We start from the raw sequence: 22,558 nt of genomic DNA, 5'->3' as shown, positions 1-22,558 counted from the left end.
CGAACGAGGTCATCGCGCCACTTCCTCGGCCAGGATCGGGCCGGGGACACCGGCCGTCAGGGTGACCACCGCGCCGGCGGTGACGCCCAGACTGCGCCGGACCGTCGAGCCCGGCGAGTTCGTCGGCAGCCACACCACCCGCGGCGGCAGATCGGTGATCGCGGCCGGCAGCGTGATGGAGCCCCGCTCGGTACCGACCGTGACCAGGTCACCGTCGGCGAGGCCGAGCGACTCGGCCAGGTCCTTGCCGATCCGGGCGACCGGCGGCCGGGCGGTGCCGGCCAGCACCTGGTCGCCGTCGAGCATCGAACCCAGGTCGATCAGCTGGTGCCAGGTGGCGAGGACCGCCTGGTTCTCGGCCGGCTGCGCGGCGCGGGCCGCGCGGACGCTCGGCCGGACCGGGTTCGGCAGCGTGCTGCCGGGCAGGCCGCCCAGCTCACGCCGGACCGTGTTGACGTCCCCGGTGTTCAGGGTGACGTCGAGCAGGGCGGCGATCGCCTCGAGCACCCGGCCGTCGGTCATCGCGGTGCTCTTGAGCACCGCGCCGAACGACCGGAGCCGGCCCTCCCAGTCCATGTACGTGCCGGCCTTCTCCACGGCCGGCGCGATCGGCAGGACCACGTCGGCCCGCCGGGTCACGGCGCTCTGCCGCATCTCCAGGCTGACCAGGAACGGAACCGTGTCCAGCGCGCTCTCGGCCAGCGTCGGGTCGGCCAGGTCGGCCGGGTCCACACCGCCGACCAGCAGGGCGCCGAGGGAACCGTCCGCGGCGGCCGCGATGATCCGGTCGGTGTCGCGGCCGGGCGTGCCGGGCAGCACTCCGGCGTCGACCTTCCAGGCCAGCGACAGCGCGGCGCGGGCCGCGTCGTCGTCGACCGGACGGCCGCCGGGCAGCAGGTTCGGCAGACAGCCGGCGTCGATCGCGCCGCGGTCACCGGCCCGGCGGGGAACCCACGCGAGCTTCGCGCCGGTGCGGGCGGCCAGGTCGGCGGCCGCGCTGAGCGCGCCGGGCGCGGTGGCCAGGCGCTCCCCGACGATGAGCAGGGCGCCGGGTGCGCCGAGGGCCTCGGCCACCGCGGTGTCGGACGCGAGGATGTGCGCCTCGTCACCGGGGACTGCCGCGACGAGCGCGGCGCCGAGCTTCTCCAGACCACGGGAGAGGTACGCCGAGACAGCCGTCACCTGGAGCTTCCGGCGGATGTGGCCCTTACGGAGGCGCAGGAAGAGGATCGGTGACTCCTCCTCCGGCTCCAGTCCCGCGAGCACCACCGACGGCGCGTTCTCCACCTGCTCGTACGTCACCTCGGTGATCCCGGCGACCGCGGCGGCCAGGAAGTCGGCCTCCTCGGTCGTGGTCACCGGCGAGCCGGTCGCGCGAAGCGGCCGGGCCCGGAAGTCGACGTCGTTGGTGCCGAGGACGGTCCGGGCGAACTTCGCGTAGGCGTACGCGTCCTCGACCGTGAGCCGGCCGCCGGGCAGGACTCCCACGCCACGCTCCCGCGCGGCCCCGAGCCCTTCGGCCGCCGCGAGCAGGGCCTCGCTCCAGGAGGCCTCCCGCAGCTCACCGGTCTTGGTGTCACGGACCAGCGGGTTGAGGATGCGGTCGGTGGCGGTGGCGTAGCGGAAGCCCCAGCGGCCCTTGTCGCAGTTCCACTCCTCGTTCACCGCCGGGTCGTCGCCGGCCAGCCGGCGCAGCACCTTCCCGCGCCGGTGGTCGGTGCGCTGCGAGCAGCCGGAGGCGCAGTGCTCGCAGGCGCTCGGCGTGGAGACCAGGTCGAACGGGCGGGCCCGGAAACGGTACTGCTCGCCGGTCAGCGCGCCGACCGGGCAGATCTGGATGGTGTTGCCGGAGAAGTACGAGTTGAACGCGACGTCGCCCTCGCCCTCGCCGACCTGCCCGTCGCCGGTGCCCGTGCCACCGAAGAAGTCGTCGCGGTAGACGTTGATCTGCTCGCCGGACGACCGGTCCATCAGGTCGATGAACTTGTCACCGGCGATCTCCTCGGAGAACCGGGTGCACCGCTGACACAGCACACACCGCTCGCGGTCGAGGAGGACCTGGCTGGAGATGTGGATCGGCTTCTCGTACTCCCGCTTCTCCTCTTTGAAGCGCGAGTCCGCCCGTCCGGTGCTCATCGCCTGGTTCTGCAACGGGCATTCGCCGCCCTTGTCGCAGGTGGGGCAGTCGAGCGGGTGATTGATCAGGAGCAGCTCCATGACGCCGGCCTGCGCCTTGGCGGCGACCGGCGAGGTGAGCTGGGTCTTGACCACCATGCCCTCGGCGACCGTCTGGGTGCAGGAGGCGACCGGCTTGCGCTGGCCCTCCACCTCGACGAGGCACTGCCGGCAGGCGCCGGCCGGGGCGAGCAGCGGGTGGTCGCAGAACCGCGGGATGGCGGTTCCCATCCGCTCGGCGACGCGGATGAGCAGCTCGCCCTTGTCCGCGGTCACCTCGACCCCGTCGATGATCAGAGTGACCTGGTCGGCCCTCTTCTGAACGTCCGTCATCAGTGCGCTCCTACGAGGGACTTCTCGGAGAGCCGCGGGGCGGTGCGGCCCTCGATGTAGCCGAGGTAGTCGTCCCGGAACCACTTGAGCGTCGACACGACCGGCGTCGCCGCGCCGTCGCCGAGGCCGCAGAAGGACCGGCCGAAGATGTTGTCGGCGGTGTCCTGCAGGGTGTCCAGGTCCTTGACGGTGCCGTGACCGGCGAGGATCCGCCGGTAGGTGCGCACCATCCAGTAGTTGCCCTCCCGGCACGGGGTGCACTTGCCGCACGACTCGTGGTGGTAGAACTCCAGCCACCGCCACGTGTTGTAGACCGGGCAGTCCTGGTCGGAGAAGATCTGCATCGCCGTGGTGCCGAGGATCGACCCGGCCGCCGCCACACCCTCGAAGTCCATCGGGGTGTCGATGTGCTCGGCGGTCAGCAGCGGCGTCGACGAGCCACCCGGCGTCCAGAACTTCAGCTCGTGACCGGGCTGCATGCCCCCGGCCAGCTCGATCAGCTCGCGCAGGGTGATGCCGAGGCCGCACTCGTACTGACCGGGATTGACCACCCGGCCGGACAGTGAGTAGATCATCGGGCCGGACGACTTCTCCGTGCCCATGCTCTTCCACCAGTCCGCGCCGCCCAGCACGATGTAGGGCACGCTGGCGATGGTGCCGACGTTGTTGACCACGGTCGGGCTGGCGTACAGCCCGGCGATGGCCGGGAACGGCGGCCGGAGACGTGGCTGCCCACGGAACCCTTCGAGGGAGTCCAGCAGGGCGGTCTCCTCACCACAGATGTACGCGCCGGCGCCGCTGTGGACGACCAGGTCGAGGTCGAATCCCGAGCCCAGGATGTTCTTCCCGAGGTACCCCTTGGCGTACGCCTCCTGGACCGCGTTGCGCAGCCGCCGCGCGGCGTGCACCGCCTCACCGCGGATGTAGATGAACGCCCGGTTCGCGCGGATCGCGTAGGAGGCGATGATCGCGCCCTCGATCAGCGAGTGCGGGTCGTAGGTCATCAACGGCAGGTCCTTGCAGGTGCCCGGCTCGCCCTCGTCGGCGTTGATCACCAGGTAGTGCGGTTTGCCGTCGCCCTGCGGGATGAAGCCCCACTTGAGACCGGTCGGGAAGCCCGCGCCGCCGCGGCCGCGCAGGCCGGAGTCCTTGACCAGCTGGATCAGGTCGTCCGGGTGCACGTCCAGCGCCTTGCGCAACGCGAGGTAGCCGTCGAGCCGCTCGTAGACCCCGATCTGCCAGGCGTCCGGCGACAGCCAGCGCTTGGTCAGGACCGGGGTGAGCTTCTGGAGGACCTCCTGTCGAGGCTGTGTCACTTCGCTCCCTCCCCACCACTCGGGCGGGCGTCACCGGCGGGCTTGGCGTCCGAGGCCGGCTTGTTGGCGGCCACGCCGGCCGCCTCGGCCTTGCTGGTCACCTGGTCCTTGGGCAGCGGCTTGGTCTTGGTGATGGGGGTGTCCGGGTCGAACCCGGCCACCGCCACGCCGTGCTCCTGGGCGAGCCGCACACCGCGCAGGGTCGGCGCTCCGGCCACCCCGTCGGCGACCGCTCCGTCCCGCGGGTCGGCGAAACCGGCCAGCTGGTATTGCATCTCCTTGAGCGAGCAGATCCGCGCGCCCCGGGTGGGGACCTGGTCCCGGCCCTGACGCAGGTTCTCCACCAGCTCGACAGCGCTCTCCGGCGTCGCCTGGTCGACGGTGAAGTCGTAGTTGACCGTCACCACCGGGGCGTAGTCGCAGGCCGCGAGGCACTCGGCGTGCTCCAGCGTGATCTTGCCGTCGGCCGAGGTCTCGCCGTGGCCGACTCCGAGGTGCTCGACCAGTCCGTCGTACACCTCCTGGCCGCCCATGACGTTGCAGAGGGTGTTGGTGCAGACGCTGACCAGGTACTCGCCGGTGGGCCGGCGCTTGTACATGGTGTAGAAGGTCGCGACCGCCCCCACCTGGGCCTTGTTGATGCCGAGGACCTCGGCGCAGAAGGCCACCCCGTTCGGGCTGACGAAGCCCTCCTCCGTCTGCACCAGATGCAGCAGCGGCAGTAGCGCCGAGCGCTCCCGGCCGGCCGGGTACCGGGCCAGGATCTCCCTGGCCGGTTCCAGCAGCTTCGCCGCCAGCGGTTCGGCGGCCGGCGAGAATTCCACCGTCGTCATCGGTCACACCCACCCATCACGGGATCCAGCGAAGCGCCGCCGGCGATCACATCGGCCAGCAGGGCACCCTCGGCCATCGCCGGGATGGCCTGGAGGTTCACGAAGCTCGGCTCGCGGTAGTGCACCCGGTAAGGGTGGGTGCCACCGTCGGAGACCGCGTGCACGCCGAGTTCGCCACGCGGGTGCTCGACCGCTACATAGACTTGACCGGGCGGCACCCGGAAGCCCTCGGTGACGAGCTTGAAGTGGTGGATCAGCGACTCCATCGACTGACCCATGATCTTGGCGACGTGTTCGAGGGAGTTCCCGAGCCCGTCGAGACCGAGCGCGAGCTGCGACGGCCAGGCGATCTTCTTGTCCTCGATCCAGATCGGCCCGGGCTTGAGCCGGTCCAGGGCCTGCTCGACGATCTTCAACGACTCCCGGATCTCGGCCATCCGGACCAGGTAGCGGCCCCAGACGTCGGCGGTGGTCGCGGTCGGCACGTCGAACTCGTAGTTCTCGTAACCGCAGTACGGCATGGTCTTGCGCAGGTCCCAGGGCAGGCCGGCCGAGCGGAGCACCGGGCCGGTGATGCCGAGCGCGAGGCACCCGGTCACGTCCAGCACGGCGACGCCCTGGGTCCGCTGCTGCCAGATGATCTGGCCGGACAGCATGTCCTCGTACTCCTTGAGCTTCTTCGGCAGGTACTTGAGGAAGTCGCGGATCTTGCGGATCGCGGACTCCGGCACGTCCTGCGCGAGGCCGCCGGGCCGGATGTAGCCGTTGTTCATCCGCAGGCCGGAGGTCTCCTCGAAGATGTCGAGGATGTACTCCCGCTCGCGGAAGCCGTACAGCATCATCGAGATCGCGCCCAGCTCCATGCCCGTGGTCGCGAGCCAGACCAGGTGCGAGGCGATCCGCTGGAGCTCCATGAACATCACGCGGATCGTGTTGGTGCGCTCGGTGATCTGATCGGTGACGCCGAGCAGCTTCTCCACCGCGAGGCAGTAGGCCGTCTCGTTCGACATGTTCGCGAGGTAGTCCATGCGGGTCACGAAGGTGACGCCCTGCGTCCAGTTCCGGTATTCGAGGTTCTTCTCGATCCCGGTGTGCAGGTAACCAACGACCGGACGGCACTCGGTGACCGTCTCGCCCTCGAGCTCCAGCACGAGCCGGAGCACGCCGTGTGTCGACGGGTGCTGCGGACCCATGTTGACGACGATCTTCTCGTTGCTGAGCGGGTCGACGCTGGACGTGATGCTGTCCCAGTCGCCACCGGTGACGGTGAAGACCCGGCCCTCGGTCGTCTCGCGCTCGGCTGCGTACTCAGATGTGGTCACTGGTAGACCCTCCGCTGGTCGGGAGGCGGAATCTCGGCGCCCTTGTACTCGACGGGCACGCCGCCGAGCGGGTAGTCCTTGCGCTGGGGGTGGCCCTCCCAGTCGTCCGGCATGAGGATGCGGGTGAGGTTCGGATGCCCGGCGAAGACGACGCCGAACATGTCGTAGACCTCCCGCTCCTGCCAGTCGGCGGTCGGGTAGACCTGGGTGACGCTCGGAATGGTGACGCCCTCGGCCACCGCGACCTCGAGCCGCACCCGGCGGCGATAGGTCATCGAAGTCAATTGATAAGCGACGTGGAAACGGCGCTCGTCGGTGCCCAGATAGTCGACCGCATCAACCGAGGAACAGAGCTCGAACCGCAACGAGGCGTCGTCACGCATTACCTGACACACCTCGGCGATGTGCTCGGCACGTACGTGGAGTGTGAGTTCGGCCCTATCTACGACCACCTTCTCGATAGCTTCGGAGAGGGCCGGATAAGCTTCTTCCAACGCGTCATAGACGTCGTCGAAATATTCGCCGTAAGGCCGTGGGCTGTCAAAAACAGCAGGCCGGGGGCGGACCAGGCGACCGAAGCCGGAAACGTCTCCGGTCCCCTTGACGCCGAACATGCCCTTATCCGGGCTGGGCGGCGTCTGTGCCGGAGCACCCAATTCGGCGCCCGCCGGGACACTACCCTGAGTTCCGGGCTCAATACTCATTTGTGAGCCTCCCGCAAATGCGGCTGAAGCTTCATCCAGTTCTCGATCCGCAATTGCTCTTCGCGTCCCTCTTTGACGGCCTGGGTCCATTCCTCACGACGGACCTTGTCCGCGCGGTAGGACGACGGCATGGCTCCCGGAGCGACGACCGGAACTCGGCCCTCGGCCTGCCGAGCTTCGAGCATCTTCCGGCCGTTGGGGCCGAGCGGTGCCGCCATGACCTTCTCGCGCATCTTGAGGATCGCGTCGATCAGCATCTCCGGGCGCGGTGGGCAGCCCGGGAGGTAGACGTCGACCGGAATGATGTGGTCGACACCCTGGACGATCGCGTAGTTGTTGAACATCCCGCCGGACGACGCACAGACACCCATCGAGATCACCGATCGCGGTTCGGGCATCTGGTCGTAGATCTGCCGGACCACCGGGGCCATCTTCTGGCTGACCCGGCCCGCCACGATCATCAGGTCGGCCTGACGGGGCGAGGCGCGGAACACCTCCATCCCCCAGCGACCGAGGTCGTAGTGGGGACCACCGGAGGCCATCATCTCGATGGCGCAGCAGGCGAGGCCGAACGTGGCGCCCCAGAACGACGACTTCCGAGCGTAGTTGGACAGTTTCTCGACGCTCGTCAGCAGGATGCCTGCCGGGAGTTTCTCTTCGATTCCCATGTCACATCAGTCCCAGTTGAGGCCGCCACGCCGCCACACATACGCGTAGGCGATGAAGACGGTGAGGATGAACAGGACCATCTCCACGAACCCGAACAGGCCGAGCATGTCGAAGGAGACGGCCCACGGGTACAGGAAGATGGTCTCGATGTCGAAGATGATGAAGAGCATGGCGGTCAGGTAGAACTTCACCGGAAACCGCCCGCCACCGATCGGTTGTGGCGCCGGCTCGATTCCGCACTCATAAGCGTCGAGTTTCGCGCGGTTGAAGCGCTTCGGCCCGACGATGGGGGCGACGGACACCGAGAACAACGCGAACAGGGCGCCTAGAATCAGCAACCCGACGATCGGGACATAAGGGTTGATCGTCATTTCTACTCCCGTACGACTGTTAGCCGCTTCACACTAGTTACTGTGGTTGTGCTGTCCTTTGGTCGGGGTGCCTGATTTGCCTGATTTGAGGTCAGACGGAGGGCGCCACCTTGGTCAAACCGTTGATGATGCGATCCATGGCGTCGCCGCCCCGGGGGTCGGTGAGGTTGGCCAGGAGCTTGAGGACGAACTTCATGAGCAGCGGCTGCGGCATGCCGTATTTGGTGGCCAACCGCATGATCTGCGGATTGCCGATCAGCTTCACGAAGATCCCGCCGATCCGGTAATACCCACCGAATCGGAGACTCAACTCGGCGGGGTACGCCTGGAGAGCCCGCTCCCGCTCGGGGCCGAACGGGCGGGCCAGAGCCTGCACCGCCACCTCGGCGGCCATCTCGCCGGACTCCATCGCGTAGGCGATGCCCTCGCCGTTCATCGGATTGACCATGCCGCCGGAGTCACCGACCAGCAGCACGCCGCGGGTGTAGTGCGGCACCCGGTTGAAGCCCATCGGCAGCGCGGCGCCCAGAGTCGGGCCGTCCGCGTTGGCCTCGTCGCGCAGGCCCCACTCCTCGGGGGTGCTGCCGAGCCAGTCGGTGAGCAGGTGCCGGTAGTTCGTCTTGCCGAACGCGTCGGAGGAGTTGAGGATGCCGAGGCCCACGTTCACCCGGCCGTCACCCAGCCCGAAGATCCAGCCGTACCCGGGGAGGAGCCGTGCCGGGTCCTGCGCGCTGCGCAGCTCCAGCCATGACTCCAGGTAGTCGTCGTCGGCCTTCACCGCCGAGTGGTAATACCGCCGGACCGCCACGCCGAGCGGGCGGTCGTCACGCTTGGCCAGACCCAGGGCAAGCGGGAACTTCCCGGAGACGCCGTCCGCGGTGATCACCAGCGGCGCACGGTACTGAACCGGCTCCCGATCGGCGCCTAGCTTGGCCTCGACACCGATCACATACCCGTCGGCGTTCTGCACCGGGCCTGTGACGTTGACCCCGGTCCGCAGCAGGGCGCCGGCCTCGACCGCGCGCTGAGCAAGCATGTCGTCGAAGTCCATCCGGGTACGGACGAGGCCGTAGTTGGGAAAGCTGGCCAGCTCGGGCCAGTCCAGCTCGAGCCGGACGCCGCCGCCGATCACCCGCAGGCCCCGGTTCTGCAGCCAGCCGGCCTTCTCGGAGGTGTCGATGCCCATCCGGATGAGCTGGCGGACCGCGCGCGGGGTCAGACCGTCGCCGCAGACCTTCTCGCGGGGGAACTCGGTCTTCTCCAGGAGCAGGACCCGGACGCCGTGCCGAGCCAGATGGTACGCCGCCGCGGAACCGCCCGGGCCCGCTCCGACCACGATCACGTCCGCCTCGTCGGTGACGGGCCCACTCGGTACGTGGTCGTTCACGGTCCAACCTCCGTCTCACCCGGGACGCTCGTGAATTAGTTCACAAGCATGCCTCGATCGGAGTCTAGGCCGACAATCGAAGATCTTTGCGCTTAGGTTCGCCTAATTGTTTCGACAGCACTAACGTCCCTGCTCAGGCACCTGGAGGACCCTGTCCGCCACACCGAGCGCCGGACCGTCGAGATGCTCGCGGATGGTCCCGCCCATCGCCCGGTCGAGGGCCACGATCAGCCCTTCGACGAGATCCTGGGCGAGATCGGGGTCCTGCGCCGCGACCGCCCGGAGCCGGGTGGCCAGCTCGGTGGCACGACGCTCACCCGCCTCACCCTCGTCGATGGCCAGGTCGATGTCCGTGTCGTCGAGATGCCCGATATCAGTCATGAACCGAGCAAAACAGCGCATTCACCGCGTTGTCGGCGAAATACGTTTTTTACACCCTAGTGGCCCGGTGGAGCGCCACGATGCCGCCGGTCAGGTTGCGCCAGCCGACCCGGTCCCACGGTCCCGCCTCGGCGATCCGGGTCGCCAGGCCCTGCTGGTCGGGCCAGGCCCGGATGGACTCGGCGAGGTAGACATACGCCTCCGGGTTGCTCGCCACCGCACGCGCCACCGCCGGCAGCGACCGCATCAGATACTGCAGGTACATGGTCCGGAAGGGCCCGTTGACCGGGTGGCTGAACTCGCACACCACCAGACGCCCGCCCGGGCGGGTCACCCGCGCGAACTCCCGCAGTGCGGCCCCGGTGTCCACCACGTTGCGCAGCGCGAAGGAGATCGTCACGGCGTCGAAGGTGGCATCCGCGAACGGCAACCGCAGCGCGTCACCGGCCAGCAGCGGCACCTCGGCCCGCACCCGGCGGCCGGCCCGCAACATGCCCACCGAGATGTCCGCGCCGACCGCGAACGCGCCCGACCGGCTCAACTCCTCCGTCGACACCCCGGTGCCGGCGCCGACGTCCAGGACCCGCTCGCCCGGCCGCAACCCCAGGGCCGCCCGGGTGGACCGTCGCCACCCCCGGTCCTGCCCGAAGGAGATGACGGTGTTGGTGAGGTCGTACCGATTCGCCACGCCGTCGAACATCTCGGCGACCTCGTGCGGCTGCTTGTCCAGATCTGCGCGCGTCACCAGGCAAGCCTGCCAGATAACAGAACGGGCGGGATGGTCACCCATCCCGCCCGTGCCTTGTGCGTTATATATACGACCGCCATCGGTCGGGTCCGACTGCTCGTCACCCACGCTGACCGCGGCAGGCGACGTATAAGTGTTCCGGTGCCTTACACAGGCAACGTAACCAGCGGAAAGGACCCGGTACAGCCAACCGGCGGGCTCGTTACGAAGGAGCAACCCAGCATCACCGGTCCGACGATCCGAACCTGGCCGAACGGACGACTGCCACCCCCGAACGGACTGGTTCAGCCTAGGAGGCCTCGACCAGTGGGAGCTGTTTGCGCACTCCGCCGCCGGGCAGCGCGATCGACGAGAAATGCGAGACCACACGGTCGTCGGTCGGGTCGTCGGCAGGCGTGTGGTGCACGGCGAGATGCCTATACCAGGTGTCACGCCAGGCCGGGATGCGGTCGGCGGTGCGGATCATCGAGATCAGCTCCTGGAGGTTCGACCGGTGTTTGGCGCCGGCCGAGGAGATCACGTTCTCCTCCAGCATGATCGAGCCGAGGTCGTCGACGCCCATGTGCAGCGACAGCTGGCCGACGTCCTTGCCGGTGGTCAGCCACGACGCCTGCAGGTGGGACACGTTGTCGAAGAAGAGCCGGGAGACCGCGATGAAACGCAGATACTCCATCGTGGTGGCCTGGGTGCGGCCCTTGAGGTGGTTGTTCTCCGGCTGGTAGGTCCAGGGGATGAACGCCCGGAAGCCACCGACTTCGTGCGACTGCTCGACCGGCACGTCGGAGTAGCCGTTGGCCACGGCCAGGTCCTGCACGTCACGGATCATCCGGATGTGCTCGATGCGCTCGGCGTTGGTCTCACCCGTACCCATCATCATGGTCGCGGTCGAGGAGAGGCCGTGCCGGTGGGCGATCGTCATGACCTCCAGCCAGCGGGCGCCGCTCTCCTTGAGCGGGGCGATCGCCTTGCGCGGACGGTCCGGAAGCATCTCGGCACCGGCGCCGGCGATCGAGTCGAGCCCGGCCGCCTTGATCCGGATCACCGCCTCCTCGATGGAGACACCGTCGACCTTGGCCATGTGCAGGATCTCGCTCGGGCCGATCGAGTGGATCGCCAGCTGCGGGAACGCCTGCTTGACCGAGGAGAAGAGATTCTCGTAATACTCCACCCCGAAGTCGGGGTGGTGGCCACCCTGGAGCATCACCTGGGTCGCGCCCAGGTCGACCGCCTCACCGGCCCGGCGCAGGATCTCCTCGGTCGGGTGTGCCCAGCCTTCGTTGTGCTTGGGGGCCCGGAAGAACGCGCAGAACTTGCACGCCGTCACACAGACGTTCGTGTAGTTGATGTTGCGGTCGATCAGGTAGGTGACGATGCCCTCCGGATGACGCCGGCGCCGGACCGCGTCGGCCGCCTCGCCCAGCGCGTGGAACGGGGCCTCCGTGTAGAGCAGCAGCGCCTCCTCGGGCGTGATCCGCCCACCGTCGGCGCCGCGCTGCAGGATGCTGTCGATCTCCGGATTCGCGGTCACGATCTGAAGCGTACGTCCAGCCGGCGTCAACCGTCAGCGGCGAGGGTCACCGGGGTGGTCCCTGCCGGCGGATAGGCTCGACGGGTCGTTCCGGGGGGTTCGCTCCCGTCTTTCAGGGGGTGCGAGTGCTCGTCGTGCACGGTGGGTGGGTGCCCGGCCGCGGGCTGTTCGTCTGGGCCGAGGATCCCGGCCTGTCGCCGGGCACGACCTCGCGGGCCAGATCCCGGCCGCATCCGTTCGCGACCACCGACCTGCCCGAGCTTCCCGGCGCGATCGCCGGACCGGTGCAGCTCACCCTGCCCGGGACCGCCCGGGGCCCGCTGCCGTCGCCGGAGACCGGCCTCGACTCGACGGCCCGGGGCGTCCGGCTCGGCGCCTGGACGGTCCCGGCGCTGACCGTGCCCGGTCACGAGGCACTCGCGGTCCTCGGGGCGCTCGCCGAGCCCGATCCGGACGGCTCGTGGGTCGCCGGATCGTCGCTGCGATACCTGAGCCTGCTCGCCGGATATGCGTGCGACCTGGCCCGGCGCGGCCGGATGCTTCCGCAGCTGGTGATCGAGGGCGGGGTGCCGGCGGCTCGCTGGCGCCCGGTGCTGACCGGCGGCGACACGGCCTCCTTCCGGGACTTCGCGGCCGGCATGCCACCGGTGGTCCGGGCCTTCGGCGAAGGGCAACCCCTCGGGCGTACGGTGCGCGACGCCCTGGAGTGGATGCTCGACAGCGCGGCCCGGGCCGTCCTGCCGGACCGTCTCATGGTCGGCCAGCGCCCCGGGCCGAAAGCCGCCCTGCCGGACCGGTGGCTCGCTGCTCTCACCGGTGATCCGGCCCTGCCCGGCGCGGCCGACGCCGACGTCCGTGACCTGCGCCGGGCTCTCGACGACTGGATGCGCGCGGCGAACGAGGCGCACGGCCCGATCCGGGTCAGCTTCCGGTTGATCGAGCCGGCGCCGGAGACCGACGAGTGGGCGATGGAGTTCGCCCTCCAGTCCGCCGAGGACCCGGCCCTCTACCTGCCGGCCGAGGATCTGTGGGACGGCGCGCGCTTCCCCGGGCTGCCCCGGCGGCCCGACGAGACCCTGCTCGCCGGCCTGGGCCGGGCGGTTCGGCTGTTCCCGTTACTGCACGTGGCACTGCTCGAGCAGCGCCCGGCCGCGATGACTCTCAGTACCTCCGAGGCGTACGAGTTCCTGCGCCAGGCCGCCCCGCTGCTGCAGGCCGCCGGGTTCGGGGTGCAACTGCCGGCGTGGGCCGGGCGCAAGGCGGTGGGCCTGAAGATGACCACCCGCACGAAGTCGAAGACCAGCGTTGGCCGGGCCGCGGCGGACTCCGGGTTCGGGCTGGAGCAGCTGGTCGACTTCCGGCTCGACCTGGTGATCGGCGACAGCGTGGTGAGCGCCGAGGAGCTGGCCGAGCTGGCCCGGCTCAAGGTTCCGATGGTGCGGGTGCGCGGGCAGTGGGTGGAGCTCGACGACCGGCAGCTCAAGGCGGCGCTCAAGGCGGTCGGGCAGCGGCGCGAGGGCGAGATGACCGCGGGTGAGCTGCTGCAACAGGTGGTCGAGGGCGGCGACGAGGATCTGCCGCTGGTCGAGGTGGACGCCGACGGCGATCTCGGTGACCTGCTCTCCGGGCAGGCTGCCGAGCGGCTGAGCCCGATGCCCACTCCGGCCGGATTCCAGGGGGTGCTCCGGCCGTACCAGGAGAGGGGCCTGTCGTGGTTGACCTTTCTCGGCCGTCTCGGTCTGGGCGGGATCCTCGCTGACGACATGGGTCTGGGCAAGACCGCGCAGACGTTGTCGCTGCTGCTCACCGACGGGGGCGCGAAGACGCTGCTGGTCTGCCCGATGTCGCTGGTCACCAACTGGTTCAAGGAGGCCGGGCGGTTCGCGCCGGGACTGCGGGTCTATGTGCACCACGGCGGCACCCGGATGCGCGGCGAGGAGTTCGACGAGGCGGTGGCCGGGGCGGACCTGGTGATCACCACCTACGGGACTGCGCTGCGTGACCTCGAGACGCTACGCACTGTGACGTGGAGCAGGGTGGTCTGTGACGAGGCTCAGGCGATCAAGAACAGCGGGACGCGGCAGTCGCAGGCGGTCCGGGCCATCCCGGCGCGTACCCGCGTCGCCCTGACCGGCACGCCGGTGGAGAACCATCTCGCCGAGCTCTGGTCGATCATGGATTTCTGCAATCCCGGGCTGCTCGGGCCGGCGAAACGGTTCCGCCGCCGGTTCCAGGAGCCGATCGAGAGCCGGCAGGACGAGGACGCCACCGCCGCCCTGAAACGGGCTACCGGACCGTTCGTGCTGCGCCGTCTCAAGACCGACAAGAGCATCATCTCGGACCTTCCGGAGAAGAACGAGATGAAGGTGTGGTGCACGCTCACGCCCGAGCAGGCCACCCTCTACCAGGCGGTGGTCGAGGACATGATGGCCGAGATCGAGAGCAGCGAGGGCATTCAGCGCCGCGGCAACGTGCTGGCCGCGATGATGAAGCTCAAGCAGGTCTGCAACCATCCGGCCCACCTGCTCAAGGACGCCTCCCGGCTGCCCGGCCGGTCCGGCAAGCTGGCCCGGTTGGAGGAGCTGGCCGACGAGATCATCGAGGACGGCGACAAGGCCCTGATCTTCACCCAGTACGCCGAGTGGGGCTCGCTGCTGCAGCCCTACCTCGCCGCGCACACCGAGCGCCCGGTGCTCTGGCTGCACGGCGGCCTGAGCAAGGTCCGACGGGACGAGCTGGTCGAGCGCTTCCAGACGGCCGACGAGCCGATGCTGTTCCTGCTGTCGCTCAAGGCGGCCGGCACCGGGCTCAACCTGACCGCCGCCAATCACGTCGTCCACTTCGACCGGTGGTGGAACCCGGCCGTCGAGGACCAGGCCACCGACCGGGCCTTCCGGATCGGGCAGTCGCGCAACGTGCAGGTCCGCAAGTTCATCTGCACCGGGACGCTGGAGGAGAAGATCGACGCGATGATCGAGCGGAAGAAGGCGCTCGCCTCCTCGGTCGTCGGGACCGGCGAGGAGTGGATCACCGACCTGAGCACCGACCAGCTCCGGGAGCTGTTCTCGCTGGACCCGGGGGCGGTGCGCTGAGATGGCCTTCTTCGAGCACGGCCGCCCGATCGAGGTGGACGGCGGTCTGGCCGTCCGGTCCAAGCGCGGCAAGATCGGCGAGCAGTGGTGGTCGCGCCGGTTCGTCGACGTCCTGGAGGAGGTCTGCGACCCGGGCCGTCTCGCTCGTGGCCGGAGCTACGCCAGGAAGGGCCAGGTCATCGACTTCGCCCTGGCGCCCGGGCAGGTCAAGGCCAGGGTGCAGGGCTCCCGGTCGACTCCCTACCAGGTCACCGTGCGGATCAGTCATTTCGACGAGGCCCTGTGGGATTCGATCACCGAGCAACTCGGCGCGCGGGCGCTCTACCGTGCGGCCCTGCTGGCCGGCGAGATGCCGCACGAGATCGTCGACCTCTTCTCCGAGCTGGGCTCCCCGCTCTTCCCGGAGCGGCTCGACATCGACTGCAACTGCCCGGACTGGGGTGTGCCCTGCAAGCACGGGTCGGCGGTGCTCTACGTGCTGGCAGAGGCGTTCGACGACGACCCGTTCCTGGTGCTGGCGTGGCGTGGCCGCGGCCGGGACGAGCTGCTCGACGCACTGCGCGGCACCCCCGAGCCGTCGGACGTGATCGACCCGCTGGCCGTCGAGGACGAGCCATTGGACGCCCGGCTGGCCGATTTCTGGTCGCCGGCGATCAGCCTGGGCCGGCTGCGCGAGCGACCGGCCCGCGGGATGACCCCGCCGGAGCTGCTGCTGCGGGCCCTCGACGCGCCGCCGGTGAAGGTACGCCATGTGCCGCTCACCGACGTGCTCCGGCCGCACTACCGTGACCTGGCCGTTTCCGGCGAGGAATGATGAAGAGCCGCGTCCACCGTGGACCGATCGTGGGTTAGTCCACGATGGACGCAGCGTTACGTCACGCTACCAGGCGTGTTCATCGACAACTAGCTACAGGAGTGGTTCATGAGCGAGATGACCTACCGGCGCCTGGGCGACTCGGGTCTGGTGGTGTCCGTGGTCGGGATCGGCTGCAACAACTTCGGCCGCAAACTCGACGCCGACGGCACCCGCGAGGTGGTCGACGCGGCCCTCGACGCCGGGATCAACCTGTTCGACACCGCCGACATCTACGGCACCCCGCACGGGTCGTCGGAGCAGTTGCTCGGCGCCGCCCTCAAGGGCCGTCGCGACGAGGTGGTGCTGGCCACCAAGTTCGGCATGGACATGGAGGGCCTCAACGGGCGCGACTTCGGGGCCCGTGGGTCCCGGCGCTACATCGTGCGGGCGGTCGAGGCGTCGCTGCGCCGTCTGGAGACCGACCACATCGACCTCTACCAGCTGCACACGCCCGACCCGGCCACCCCGATCGACGAGACGCTGACCGCGCTCGACGACCTGGTCCGCTCCGGGAAGGTCCGCTACCTGGGCAACTCCAACTTCTCCGGCTGGCAGATCGCCGACGCCGACTGGGTCGCCCGCAGCGGCAACCTGACCCGGTTCATCAGCGCGCAGAATCAGTACAGCCTGCTGGAGCGCAGTGTCGAGTCCGAGGTGATCCCGGCGTGCGAGCGGTTCGGGCTCGGCTTCCTGCCGTTCTTCCCGCTCGAGTCGGGCCTGCTCACCGGCAAGTACCGGCGGGACGAGCAGCCGCCGGCCGGCACCCGGATGGCCAACGAGCGGTACGCGTCCTGGCTGGCCCGGGCCGACTGGGACACCATCGAGGCGCTGACCGCGTTCGGGGCCGAGCGTGATCGCAGCCTGCTCGAGGTGGCCGTCGCCGGCCTCGCCGCCCAGCCGGGCGTGACCAGTGTGATCGCCGGCGCCACCACGGCCGAGCAGGTCCATGCGAACGCGGCGGCCGGCGTCTGGCGGCTGAGCGCGGCCGACGTGGCCGCGCTCGACACCCTGCTGAACGGCTGACCTGCTCCTGCTACTCCACGACCGTGACGATCCTCCGGCGGCGGGCCAGACGGTAGGCGATCAGGCCCGCCGCCAGCAGGGCAGCGCCCCCGCCGGCGATCAGTCCGGCCGGGGCGCCGGTGATCGGCAGCCCGCCGCCCACGCCGCCCGCGGTCAGCTCGACCGTCAGGGCCGCCTTGTCGTTGCCACCCTTCGTGTCCTGCACACTGCCCTTGACCTGCACGGATCCGGCCTTGTGCTCGGTCGCGTCCAGGATCTCGGCAGTGAGCGGGAACAGGTAGCGGCCGTCGTCCGGCACGCTCTCCACGATGATGCAGACCAGCTCGGTGACCTCGGACAGGTCGGTGGCCGACTCGTCGATGTCGTCCATCGAGCTGCCCGGCAGGCATCGATCGTCGAGCTCGGTCAGGGCGACACCGGTGGGCATTCGGACGTGCGCGTACTGCACGGTGGTCTGGGACAGCGGGATGGTCGCGGACGGCCCACGGTTGTGCACGCCGACCTTGACCGTGGCGATGTCGCCGACGGCACCCTTGAACACCCCACCGACCGCGGCGCCGTCCGCGAGAGTCTTCGGCACGGAGACCGCGAACTCGGTGAAGTTGTCGTCCTCGTTGAGGTCCTCGACGGCCTCCGGCTCCTTGGCCGACACGGACGCGGCGGACTCCAGCTTCAACTCCTTACCGGCCGCGCCGGCGGTCCGCTTCGCGAAGTCGAACACGAACTTGTCGGTGAGGCCGACCGCCGCCACGAAGACCGGATAGTCGAAGGGCCCGGCCGCACCCGCCGGCACCTTCACCCGCAGCGGGGTGGTCTCCGGCAGGGTGAAGGCTCCACCGGCGGCCAGCGTGTCGTTGAAGACACAGACGAATCCGCCGATCTCCGGGTCCGGCTCGCAGTTGCGGTAGTCCAGCGCCAGGTCCAGCCCGCGCGGGGCGAGAACCACCAGGCCGAGCGCTGAGACGTCCCGGTTGCCGCTGTTGCGGATCGCCACCGGCACCTCGGCCGAGGCACCCGGGCTCAGACTCATGTCGGCGATGCCGTCGACCTCGATGTCGACACCACCCTTGTCGGTCCGCAGCACGGTGATCAACGACCGGTCGCTGGCCTGGCCCTCGATCGACGTGGCCAGCGCGATGGTCCCCGCCGGATCGGCCGTTCCACCGGTGGTCGGCTTCAGCGTGAACTTGACGCTGCGCCGCTGCCCCGGCTTCAGGTCGCCGATCTCGCAGACGTTCGCGGCACAGCCGGCCGGCGCGGTGAACCCGAGGTCGGCGCTGATCGGCTCCGACGCGCTGCCGAAGCTGAGCCGCACGTCCTTCACCGCGCCGTCGCCGAGGTTGTAGAGGTCGAACCTCACCGTCTTCGACTGACCGTTGATGACGGTCACCGTCTCCGGGCTGAGGATGCCGACGTAGTCGAACGCGCCCGTGCCGTCAGCGGCCCGCGCCGGGAGGGCGAGACCGCCGACGGCCAGCACGGAGGCGGCCCCGGCCAGGGCAAAACGGGTGCGTAACAGCATCGTCACCGACTTCGGGGTCCAGAGCCGGCCCAGGGTGTTCGGCCGGCGAGTCCGCGGATCCTAAGGCCGCCCGCCATCCAAGATCAAACGTCGGCGAATTCCGGCCCACCGGCGGGCAGAGCCGGCACTTCGCCACGATCCGCCGCACGCCGGGCGAACTCCCGGACCCCGGCGATCTGCTGCTCCCCCAGCGAGAAGTCGAGCGCCCGGAAATAGTTGGCCAGGGTCGCCGCGTCGAACGGCTCCCATCGGGCCGCCGCCTCCGCCACCTCGTCCAGCTCGCCCAGGCACAGGTCACGAGACCGCTGGAAGGCCTCGTGCACATCCTTGACCAGCCCCGGGTGCGCGGCCGCGAAATCCTTGCGCACCGCCCAGACCGCGAAGACCATCGGCAGGCCGGTCCACTCCTTCCACGCCTCCGCCAGATCGATCACCAGCAGGCCCTTGCCTGGCGCCTCATACATCGCCCGGAGCGCCGGGTCGCCGATCAGCACACCGGCGTCCGCCTCCATGAGCATCTGGGACAGGTCGGGTGGGCAGCGGAAATACTCGGGCTCCGCGCCATATCGCTCGGAGAGGAGCATCTGCGCCAGCATCACGCCGGTCCGTGACGTGGAGCCCAGCGCCACCGGCCGCCCGTCCAGCTCGGCCGGCGGCCGGGTGGAGATCAGATTGACCGAGAGGACCGGTCCGTCGCTGCCGACCGCCAGATCCGGGAGCAGCAGCAACTCGTCGGCATGCCGCAGATACTCGACGAGGGTGATCGGCCCGATGTCCAGATCACCGGCGACGAGGCCGGCGCTGAGCCGCTCGGGCGTGTCCTTGTGGAGATCGACGTCGAGGAGGGCGCCCGACCGCATCAGCCCCCAGTAGATGGGCAGGCAGTTGAGGAACTGGATATGCCCGACCCGGGGCCGACGGACGCTGTCGCTCATGCTGCGACGTTATCCCCCGTCCCGTCCCGCATGCTGGTCTCCGGCACCGCACGTGGCTGAAATCGCACCCCGCGGCCAAGACTCAGGCGACCTTGCGCCTCGTCGGGCATCTGCTCGGCCGCGACCTCCAACGGTCGGAGCGCGCGAGGCTAATTCGGTGGACGGAGGCGGTGGAGGGCGTATCGTTTAGGGCCGCTTGACGGCCGTGGTGAGCATGCACCGCACCGGACGTCCCCCGCGCCGTAGGGACGGCCGACCCGTCCTCTCGGATACGCGAGCAGCTCGTTCAACCTTCGAGGACGATCTGTGACAACTACCGATCTGGACGCCGAGCTCTCCGCCGAACGCAACCATCTGACGAGCTCCCGGGCCGCGTTGCGCCGGATGCGGGACCGGGCCCAGGCGCTCTTCTCCACCGGTGACCGGGTCGCCGGGGACTCCTACACCGCCGAGCAGCTCGGCCGGCACATGGCCCGCCGGGTCAAGGAGCTGGCCGACGACCCGGACACCCCGCTCTTCTTCGGAAAACTAGAGATCGAGGAGGAGCGGTTCCACATCGGGCGGCGGCACGTCACCGACGACGCCGGCGAGCCGATGGTGCTGGACTGGCGGGCGCCGCTGTCGCGGTCGTTCTACCAGGCCAGCGTCCGCGACCCGCAGCACATCAGCACCCGCCGGCGGTTCGGGTTCGTCAAGGGGGAGCTGACCAGCTTCGAGGACGAGCACCTGGACCGCGGTGAGGAGCTGGGCACGAGCAGCCGCATCCTGACGTCCGAGATCGAGCGGCCACGCGTCGGGCCGATGCGTGACATCGTCGCGACGATCCAGCCGGAACAGGACGAGCTGGTCCGGGCCGACCTGGCCGACTCGATCTGCGTGCAGGGCGCGCCCGGCACCGGCAAGACGGCGGTCGGCCTGCACCGGGCCGCCTACCTGCTCTATTTGCACCGGGAGCGGCTGCGCAAGTCGAAGGTCCTGATCGTCGGACCGAACACGGCGTTCCTCTCCTACATCTCGGCGGTGCTGCCGACACTCGGCGAGGTGGAGGTGCTCCAGGCGACACTGGACGAGCTGGTCGGCCGGGCGCCGGTCAAGGCAGGCGACTCGGCCGCCGCCACCGCTCTCAAACATGACGTACGGATGGCGAAGGCTCTCCACCGGGCACTGTGGAACCGGATCACCGAGCCCGCCGACCCGATCATGGTCTCGGACGGCTCCTACCGCTGGCGCATCGACGTGGAACCGCTGCGACGGATCGTCGACGAGGCCCGGCGGAAGGGCCTGCCGTACGCGGTGGGCCGGGAGCGGGTGCGAGCCCGGGTGGTGGGCCTGCTCCAGCGCCAGTCGGAGTACCGGACCGGGAACTCTCCGGGCGAGTCGTGGCTGCGGCGGATGAGCAGGATCGGGCCGGTGACGGAGTTCATGGAGGCGACCTGGCCGGCGGTGACCCCGGAGTCGCTGGTGGTGGCGTTGCTGACCGAGCCGGAGCTGGCCGGTGACGTGTTCACCGAGGAGGAGCGCGACACGATCCGCTGGGTGAAGCCGCCGAAGACGGTGAAGTCGGCCCGGTTCAGCGCGGCCGACCTGGTCCTCCTCGACGAGGCCGCGGGACTTCTGGACCGGGAGATCAGCTTCGGTCACGTGGTGGTGGACGAGGCGCAGGACCTGTCCCCCATGCAGGCCCGCGCGATCGCCCGGCGCAGCGAGCACGGGTCGATCACGCTGCTCGGTGACCTGGCGCAGGGCACCGCCCCGTGGGCGACGACCGATTGGCGTGACATCCTCCTTCACCTGGGCAAACCGGATGCCTCGGTGGTGCCGCTGACGGTCGGGTTCCGCGTACCGGAGGCAGTGGTGGCCCTGGCCAACCGCCTTCTGCCGGCGCTCGGGGTGAATGTGCCGGAGGCCGTGTCGTTGCGCCGTGACGGTGATCTGGCCGTCATCGGCGTGCCCGAGGCCGCCGACCTGGACGCGCGGACGGTGGCCGAGGTGACCGCCGCGCTGGCGCACGAGGGCTCGGTGGCGGTGATCGCGGCCGACGCCGCGGTCGACCGGCTCCGTGCCCACCTGGACGCCGCCGGCATCGAGCACGCGACACCGGACGACGTCGACAATCCGGCGCGGGTCCTGGTGGTGCCGGCCACGATCGTCAAGGGCCTGGAGTACGACCACGTCATCGTGCACGAGCCGGCCGACATCGTGGCCGCCGAGCAGAAGGGCCTGAACCGCCTCTACGTGGTCCTGACCAGGGCGGTCAGCCGCCTTTCGGTATTGCACTCGAAGCCGCTGCCGGAGGCGCTTACGCTCGCGTGATGTCCCGAATCGGAGTCATGTTCGACTGTAACCGCGCCCCCGAGGAGCTCGTAGACTTCGCGGTCGCCCTGGAGGCGGCCGGCGCCGACGATCTGTGGGTGGTGGAGGACCTCGGCTGGAACGGTGGCGTCAGCGCCGCCGCCCTGGCCCTGGCCGCCACCACCCGCCTGCGCGTCGGCATCGGCATCGCACCGGCGCCCTTCCGGAGCCCCGCGGTGTACGCCATGGAGATCGCCACGCTGGCCCGGGTCCACCCCGGCCGTCTCGTGGCCGGAATCGGTCACGGCGTGGGTGACTGGATGCGCCGGATAGGCAATGCGCCGAAGTCGCCGCTGTCGCTGCTGGAGGAGAGCATCGTGGCGATCCGCGGCCTGCTCCACGGCGAGACGGTGGACCTGGACGGCCGCGAGGTGCACCTGGAGAACATCAAACTGGTGCACCCGCCCGCGGTCGTCCCGCCGATCGTGACCGGTGTGGTCCGGCCGAAGTCGCTGGAGCTGTCCGGCCGGGTGGCCGACGGCACGATCCTGGTCGAGGGCCTGCAGCCGGCCCAGATCGAGGAGGCCATCGGGCACATCCGCCGGGGCGGCGCGGGTGACGACCACGAGATCATCACGTTCGCGTTCCTGCACGTCGAGGACGATCCGGAGCGGGCCGCGGCGATCCGGACGACGGCGCTGACCGGTCAGGCCGGGTTCCTCGGGGTGCCGGTGGAGGAGGTGTTCGGGCTGATCGGCCCGGCGTCGGAGGTGCCGGCCGGGGTACGGGTTCTCACCGACGGCGGCGCGGACACGGTGATCCTCCGGCCGTTCGGCGACGACCACCTGGGTCAGGCGGTGGCCGCGCTCAAGGCACTCGGCCGATAGACCATTCGATTTCGGACACCGGCAGCGACGGGTCGGCGGCGAGCGGATCAGCGCGGATCAGCGGCGGCGGCCCGTGTCGCCGCGTTATCCACAGCCCGAGCTAGCAGGCTGTGGATAACCGATCCGCGGTGCCGTCCCGGGCCCCTCCGGGTGGGGCCGACCCGTCCAGCGGCTCACACGCCTC

General features: G+C 69.7%; 17 protein-coding genes and 1 pseudogene. 5 read left to right on the top strand and 13 right to left on the bottom strand.

Annotated features, from left to right (window positions below; all coding sequences use genetic code 11):
* Positions 1 to 9: 9 nt before the first annotated feature.
* From ACQPZW_RS01395 to mqnC, 11 genes and pseudogenes are all read right to left on the bottom strand, one after another.
* Positions 10 to 2,508 (bottom strand): NADH-quinone oxidoreductase subunit G, encoded by a 2,499-nt coding sequence (locus tag ACQPZW_RS01395; RefSeq protein ID WP_433793036.1) that lies wholly within the window; start codon positions 2,506 to 2,508, stop codon positions 10 to 12.
* Complete coding sequence (nuoF, locus tag ACQPZW_RS01390) at positions 2,508 to 3,824, bottom strand: NADH-quinone oxidoreductase subunit NuoF (protein ID WP_433793035.1); 1,317 nt, start codon at positions 3,822 to 3,824, stop codon at positions 2,508 to 2,510. Before nuoF ends, ACQPZW_RS01395 begins: the two co-directional genes overlap by 1 nt.
* A gap of 8 nt (positions 3,825 to 3,832) precedes the next feature.
* Positions 3,833 to 4,657: pseudogene (gene nuoE / locus ACQPZW_RS01385) on the bottom strand (NADH-quinone oxidoreductase subunit NuoE); the annotation flags it as partial.
* A complete protein-coding gene (locus tag ACQPZW_RS01380) occupies positions 4,654 to 5,979 on the bottom strand; it encodes an NADH-quinone oxidoreductase subunit D (RefSeq protein WP_433793034.1) in 1,326 nt (441 codons plus the stop codon). The gene ACQPZW_RS01380 and the pseudogene nuoE, both read right to left, overlap by 4 nt.
* A complete protein-coding gene (locus ACQPZW_RS01375; RefSeq protein WP_433793033.1) occupies positions 5,976 to 6,683 on the bottom strand; it encodes an NADH-quinone oxidoreductase subunit C in 708 nt (235 codons plus the stop codon). Before ACQPZW_RS01375 ends, ACQPZW_RS01380 begins: the two co-directional genes overlap by 4 nt.
* On the bottom strand, positions 6,680 to 7,351 hold the full coding sequence (locus ACQPZW_RS01370; RefSeq protein ID WP_433793032.1) for a NuoB/complex I 20 kDa subunit family protein: 672 nt from the start codon (positions 7,349 to 7,351) through the stop codon (positions 6,680 to 6,682). The genes ACQPZW_RS01375 and ACQPZW_RS01370 overlap by 4 nt, the downstream gene beginning before the upstream one ends.
* A 6-nt stretch (positions 7,352 to 7,357) precedes the next feature.
* Positions 7,358 to 7,723, bottom strand: a complete 366-nt coding sequence (locus ACQPZW_RS01365; protein WP_203896409.1) for an NADH-quinone oxidoreductase subunit A — start codon at positions 7,721 to 7,723, stop codon at positions 7,358 to 7,360.
* 91 nt (positions 7,724 to 7,814) lie between these two features.
* The gene (locus tag ACQPZW_RS01360; protein ID WP_433793031.1) at positions 7,815 to 9,110 is read right to left on the bottom strand and encodes a geranylgeranyl reductase family protein; all 1,296 of its coding nucleotides are present in this window, start codon (positions 9,108 to 9,110) and stop codon (positions 7,815 to 7,817) included.
* A 120-nt stretch (positions 9,111 to 9,230) separates the two neighbouring features.
* On the bottom strand, positions 9,231 to 9,491 hold the full coding sequence (locus ACQPZW_RS01355; protein ID WP_433793030.1) for a hypothetical protein: 261 nt from the start codon (positions 9,489 to 9,491) through the stop codon (positions 9,231 to 9,233).
* Positions 9,492 to 9,540: 49 nt separating this feature from the next.
* Positions 9,541 to 10,281, bottom strand: coding sequence for a demethylmenaquinone methyltransferase (locus ACQPZW_RS01350; protein ID WP_433797379.1), 741 nt, complete (start codon positions 10,279 to 10,281; stop codon positions 9,541 to 9,543).
* Positions 10,282 to 10,528: 247 nt separating this feature from the next.
* Complete coding sequence (gene mqnC, locus ACQPZW_RS01345) at positions 10,529 to 11,767, bottom strand: cyclic dehypoxanthinyl futalosine synthase (RefSeq protein ID WP_433793029.1); 1,239 nt, start codon at positions 11,765 to 11,767, stop codon at positions 10,529 to 10,531.
* A 125-nt stretch (positions 11,768 to 11,892) separates the two neighbouring features.
* On the opposite strand from mqnC, the gene ACQPZW_RS01340 reads away from it, so the two are divergent.
* The 3 genes from ACQPZW_RS01340 (at position 11,893) to ACQPZW_RS01330 (ending at position 16,738) form a co-directional block, all read left to right on the top strand.
* Positions 11,893 to 14,859 (top strand): DEAD/DEAH box helicase, encoded by a 2,967-nt coding sequence (locus ACQPZW_RS01340; RefSeq protein WP_433797377.1) that lies wholly within the window; start codon positions 11,893 to 11,895, stop codon positions 14,857 to 14,859.
* A gap of 1 nt (position 14,860) precedes the next feature.
* Positions 14,861 to 15,673, top strand: a complete 813-nt coding sequence (locus tag ACQPZW_RS01335) for an SWIM zinc finger family protein (protein ID WP_433793028.1) — start codon at positions 14,861 to 14,863, stop codon at positions 15,671 to 15,673.
* 117 nt (positions 15,674 to 15,790) lie between these two features.
* Positions 15,791 to 16,738, top strand: coding sequence for an aldo/keto reductase (locus ACQPZW_RS01330; protein ID WP_433797375.1), 948 nt, complete (start codon positions 15,791 to 15,793; stop codon positions 16,736 to 16,738).
* A 10-nt stretch (positions 16,739 to 16,748) separates the two neighbouring features.
* On the opposite strand, the gene ACQPZW_RS01325 is transcribed toward ACQPZW_RS01330, so the two are convergent.
* Together ACQPZW_RS01325 and ACQPZW_RS01320 are read right to left on the bottom strand one after the other, a co-directional pair.
* The gene (locus ACQPZW_RS01325) at positions 16,749 to 18,266 is read right to left on the bottom strand and encodes a hypothetical protein (RefSeq protein ID WP_433793027.1); all 1,518 of its coding nucleotides are present in this window, start codon (positions 18,264 to 18,266) and stop codon (positions 16,749 to 16,751) included.
* Positions 18,267 to 18,343: 77 nt separating this feature from the next.
* Positions 18,344 to 19,195, bottom strand: coding sequence for a menaquinone biosynthetic enzyme MqnA/MqnD family protein (locus ACQPZW_RS01320; RefSeq protein WP_433793026.1), 852 nt, complete (start codon positions 19,193 to 19,195; stop codon positions 18,344 to 18,346).
* 306 nt (positions 19,196 to 19,501) lie between these two features.
* Between ACQPZW_RS01320 and ACQPZW_RS01315 the strand changes: the two genes are divergently transcribed.
* Both ACQPZW_RS01315 and ACQPZW_RS01310 read left to right on the top strand, forming a co-directional pair.
* Positions 19,502 to 21,508 carry a HelD family protein gene (locus ACQPZW_RS01315; protein WP_433793025.1) on the top strand — a complete coding sequence of 669 codons (2,007 nt, stop codon included), beginning with the start codon at positions 19,502 to 19,504 and terminating at the stop codon, positions 21,506 to 21,508.
* Positions 21,508 to 22,374 carry an LLM class flavin-dependent oxidoreductase gene (locus ACQPZW_RS01310; protein WP_433793024.1) on the top strand — a complete coding sequence of 289 codons (867 nt, stop codon included), beginning with the start codon at positions 21,508 to 21,510 and terminating at the stop codon, positions 22,372 to 22,374. Before ACQPZW_RS01315 ends, ACQPZW_RS01310 begins: the two co-directional genes overlap by 1 nt.
* Positions 22,375 to 22,558 lie beyond the last annotated feature (184 nt).

The sequence above is a fragment of the Actinoplanes sp. CA-252034 genome (assembly GCF_050956125.1).
Lineage (GTDB): Bacteria > Actinomycetota > Actinomycetes > Mycobacteriales > Micromonosporaceae > Actinoplanes.
This window is presented reverse-complemented; position numbering and strand designations above follow the sequence as displayed.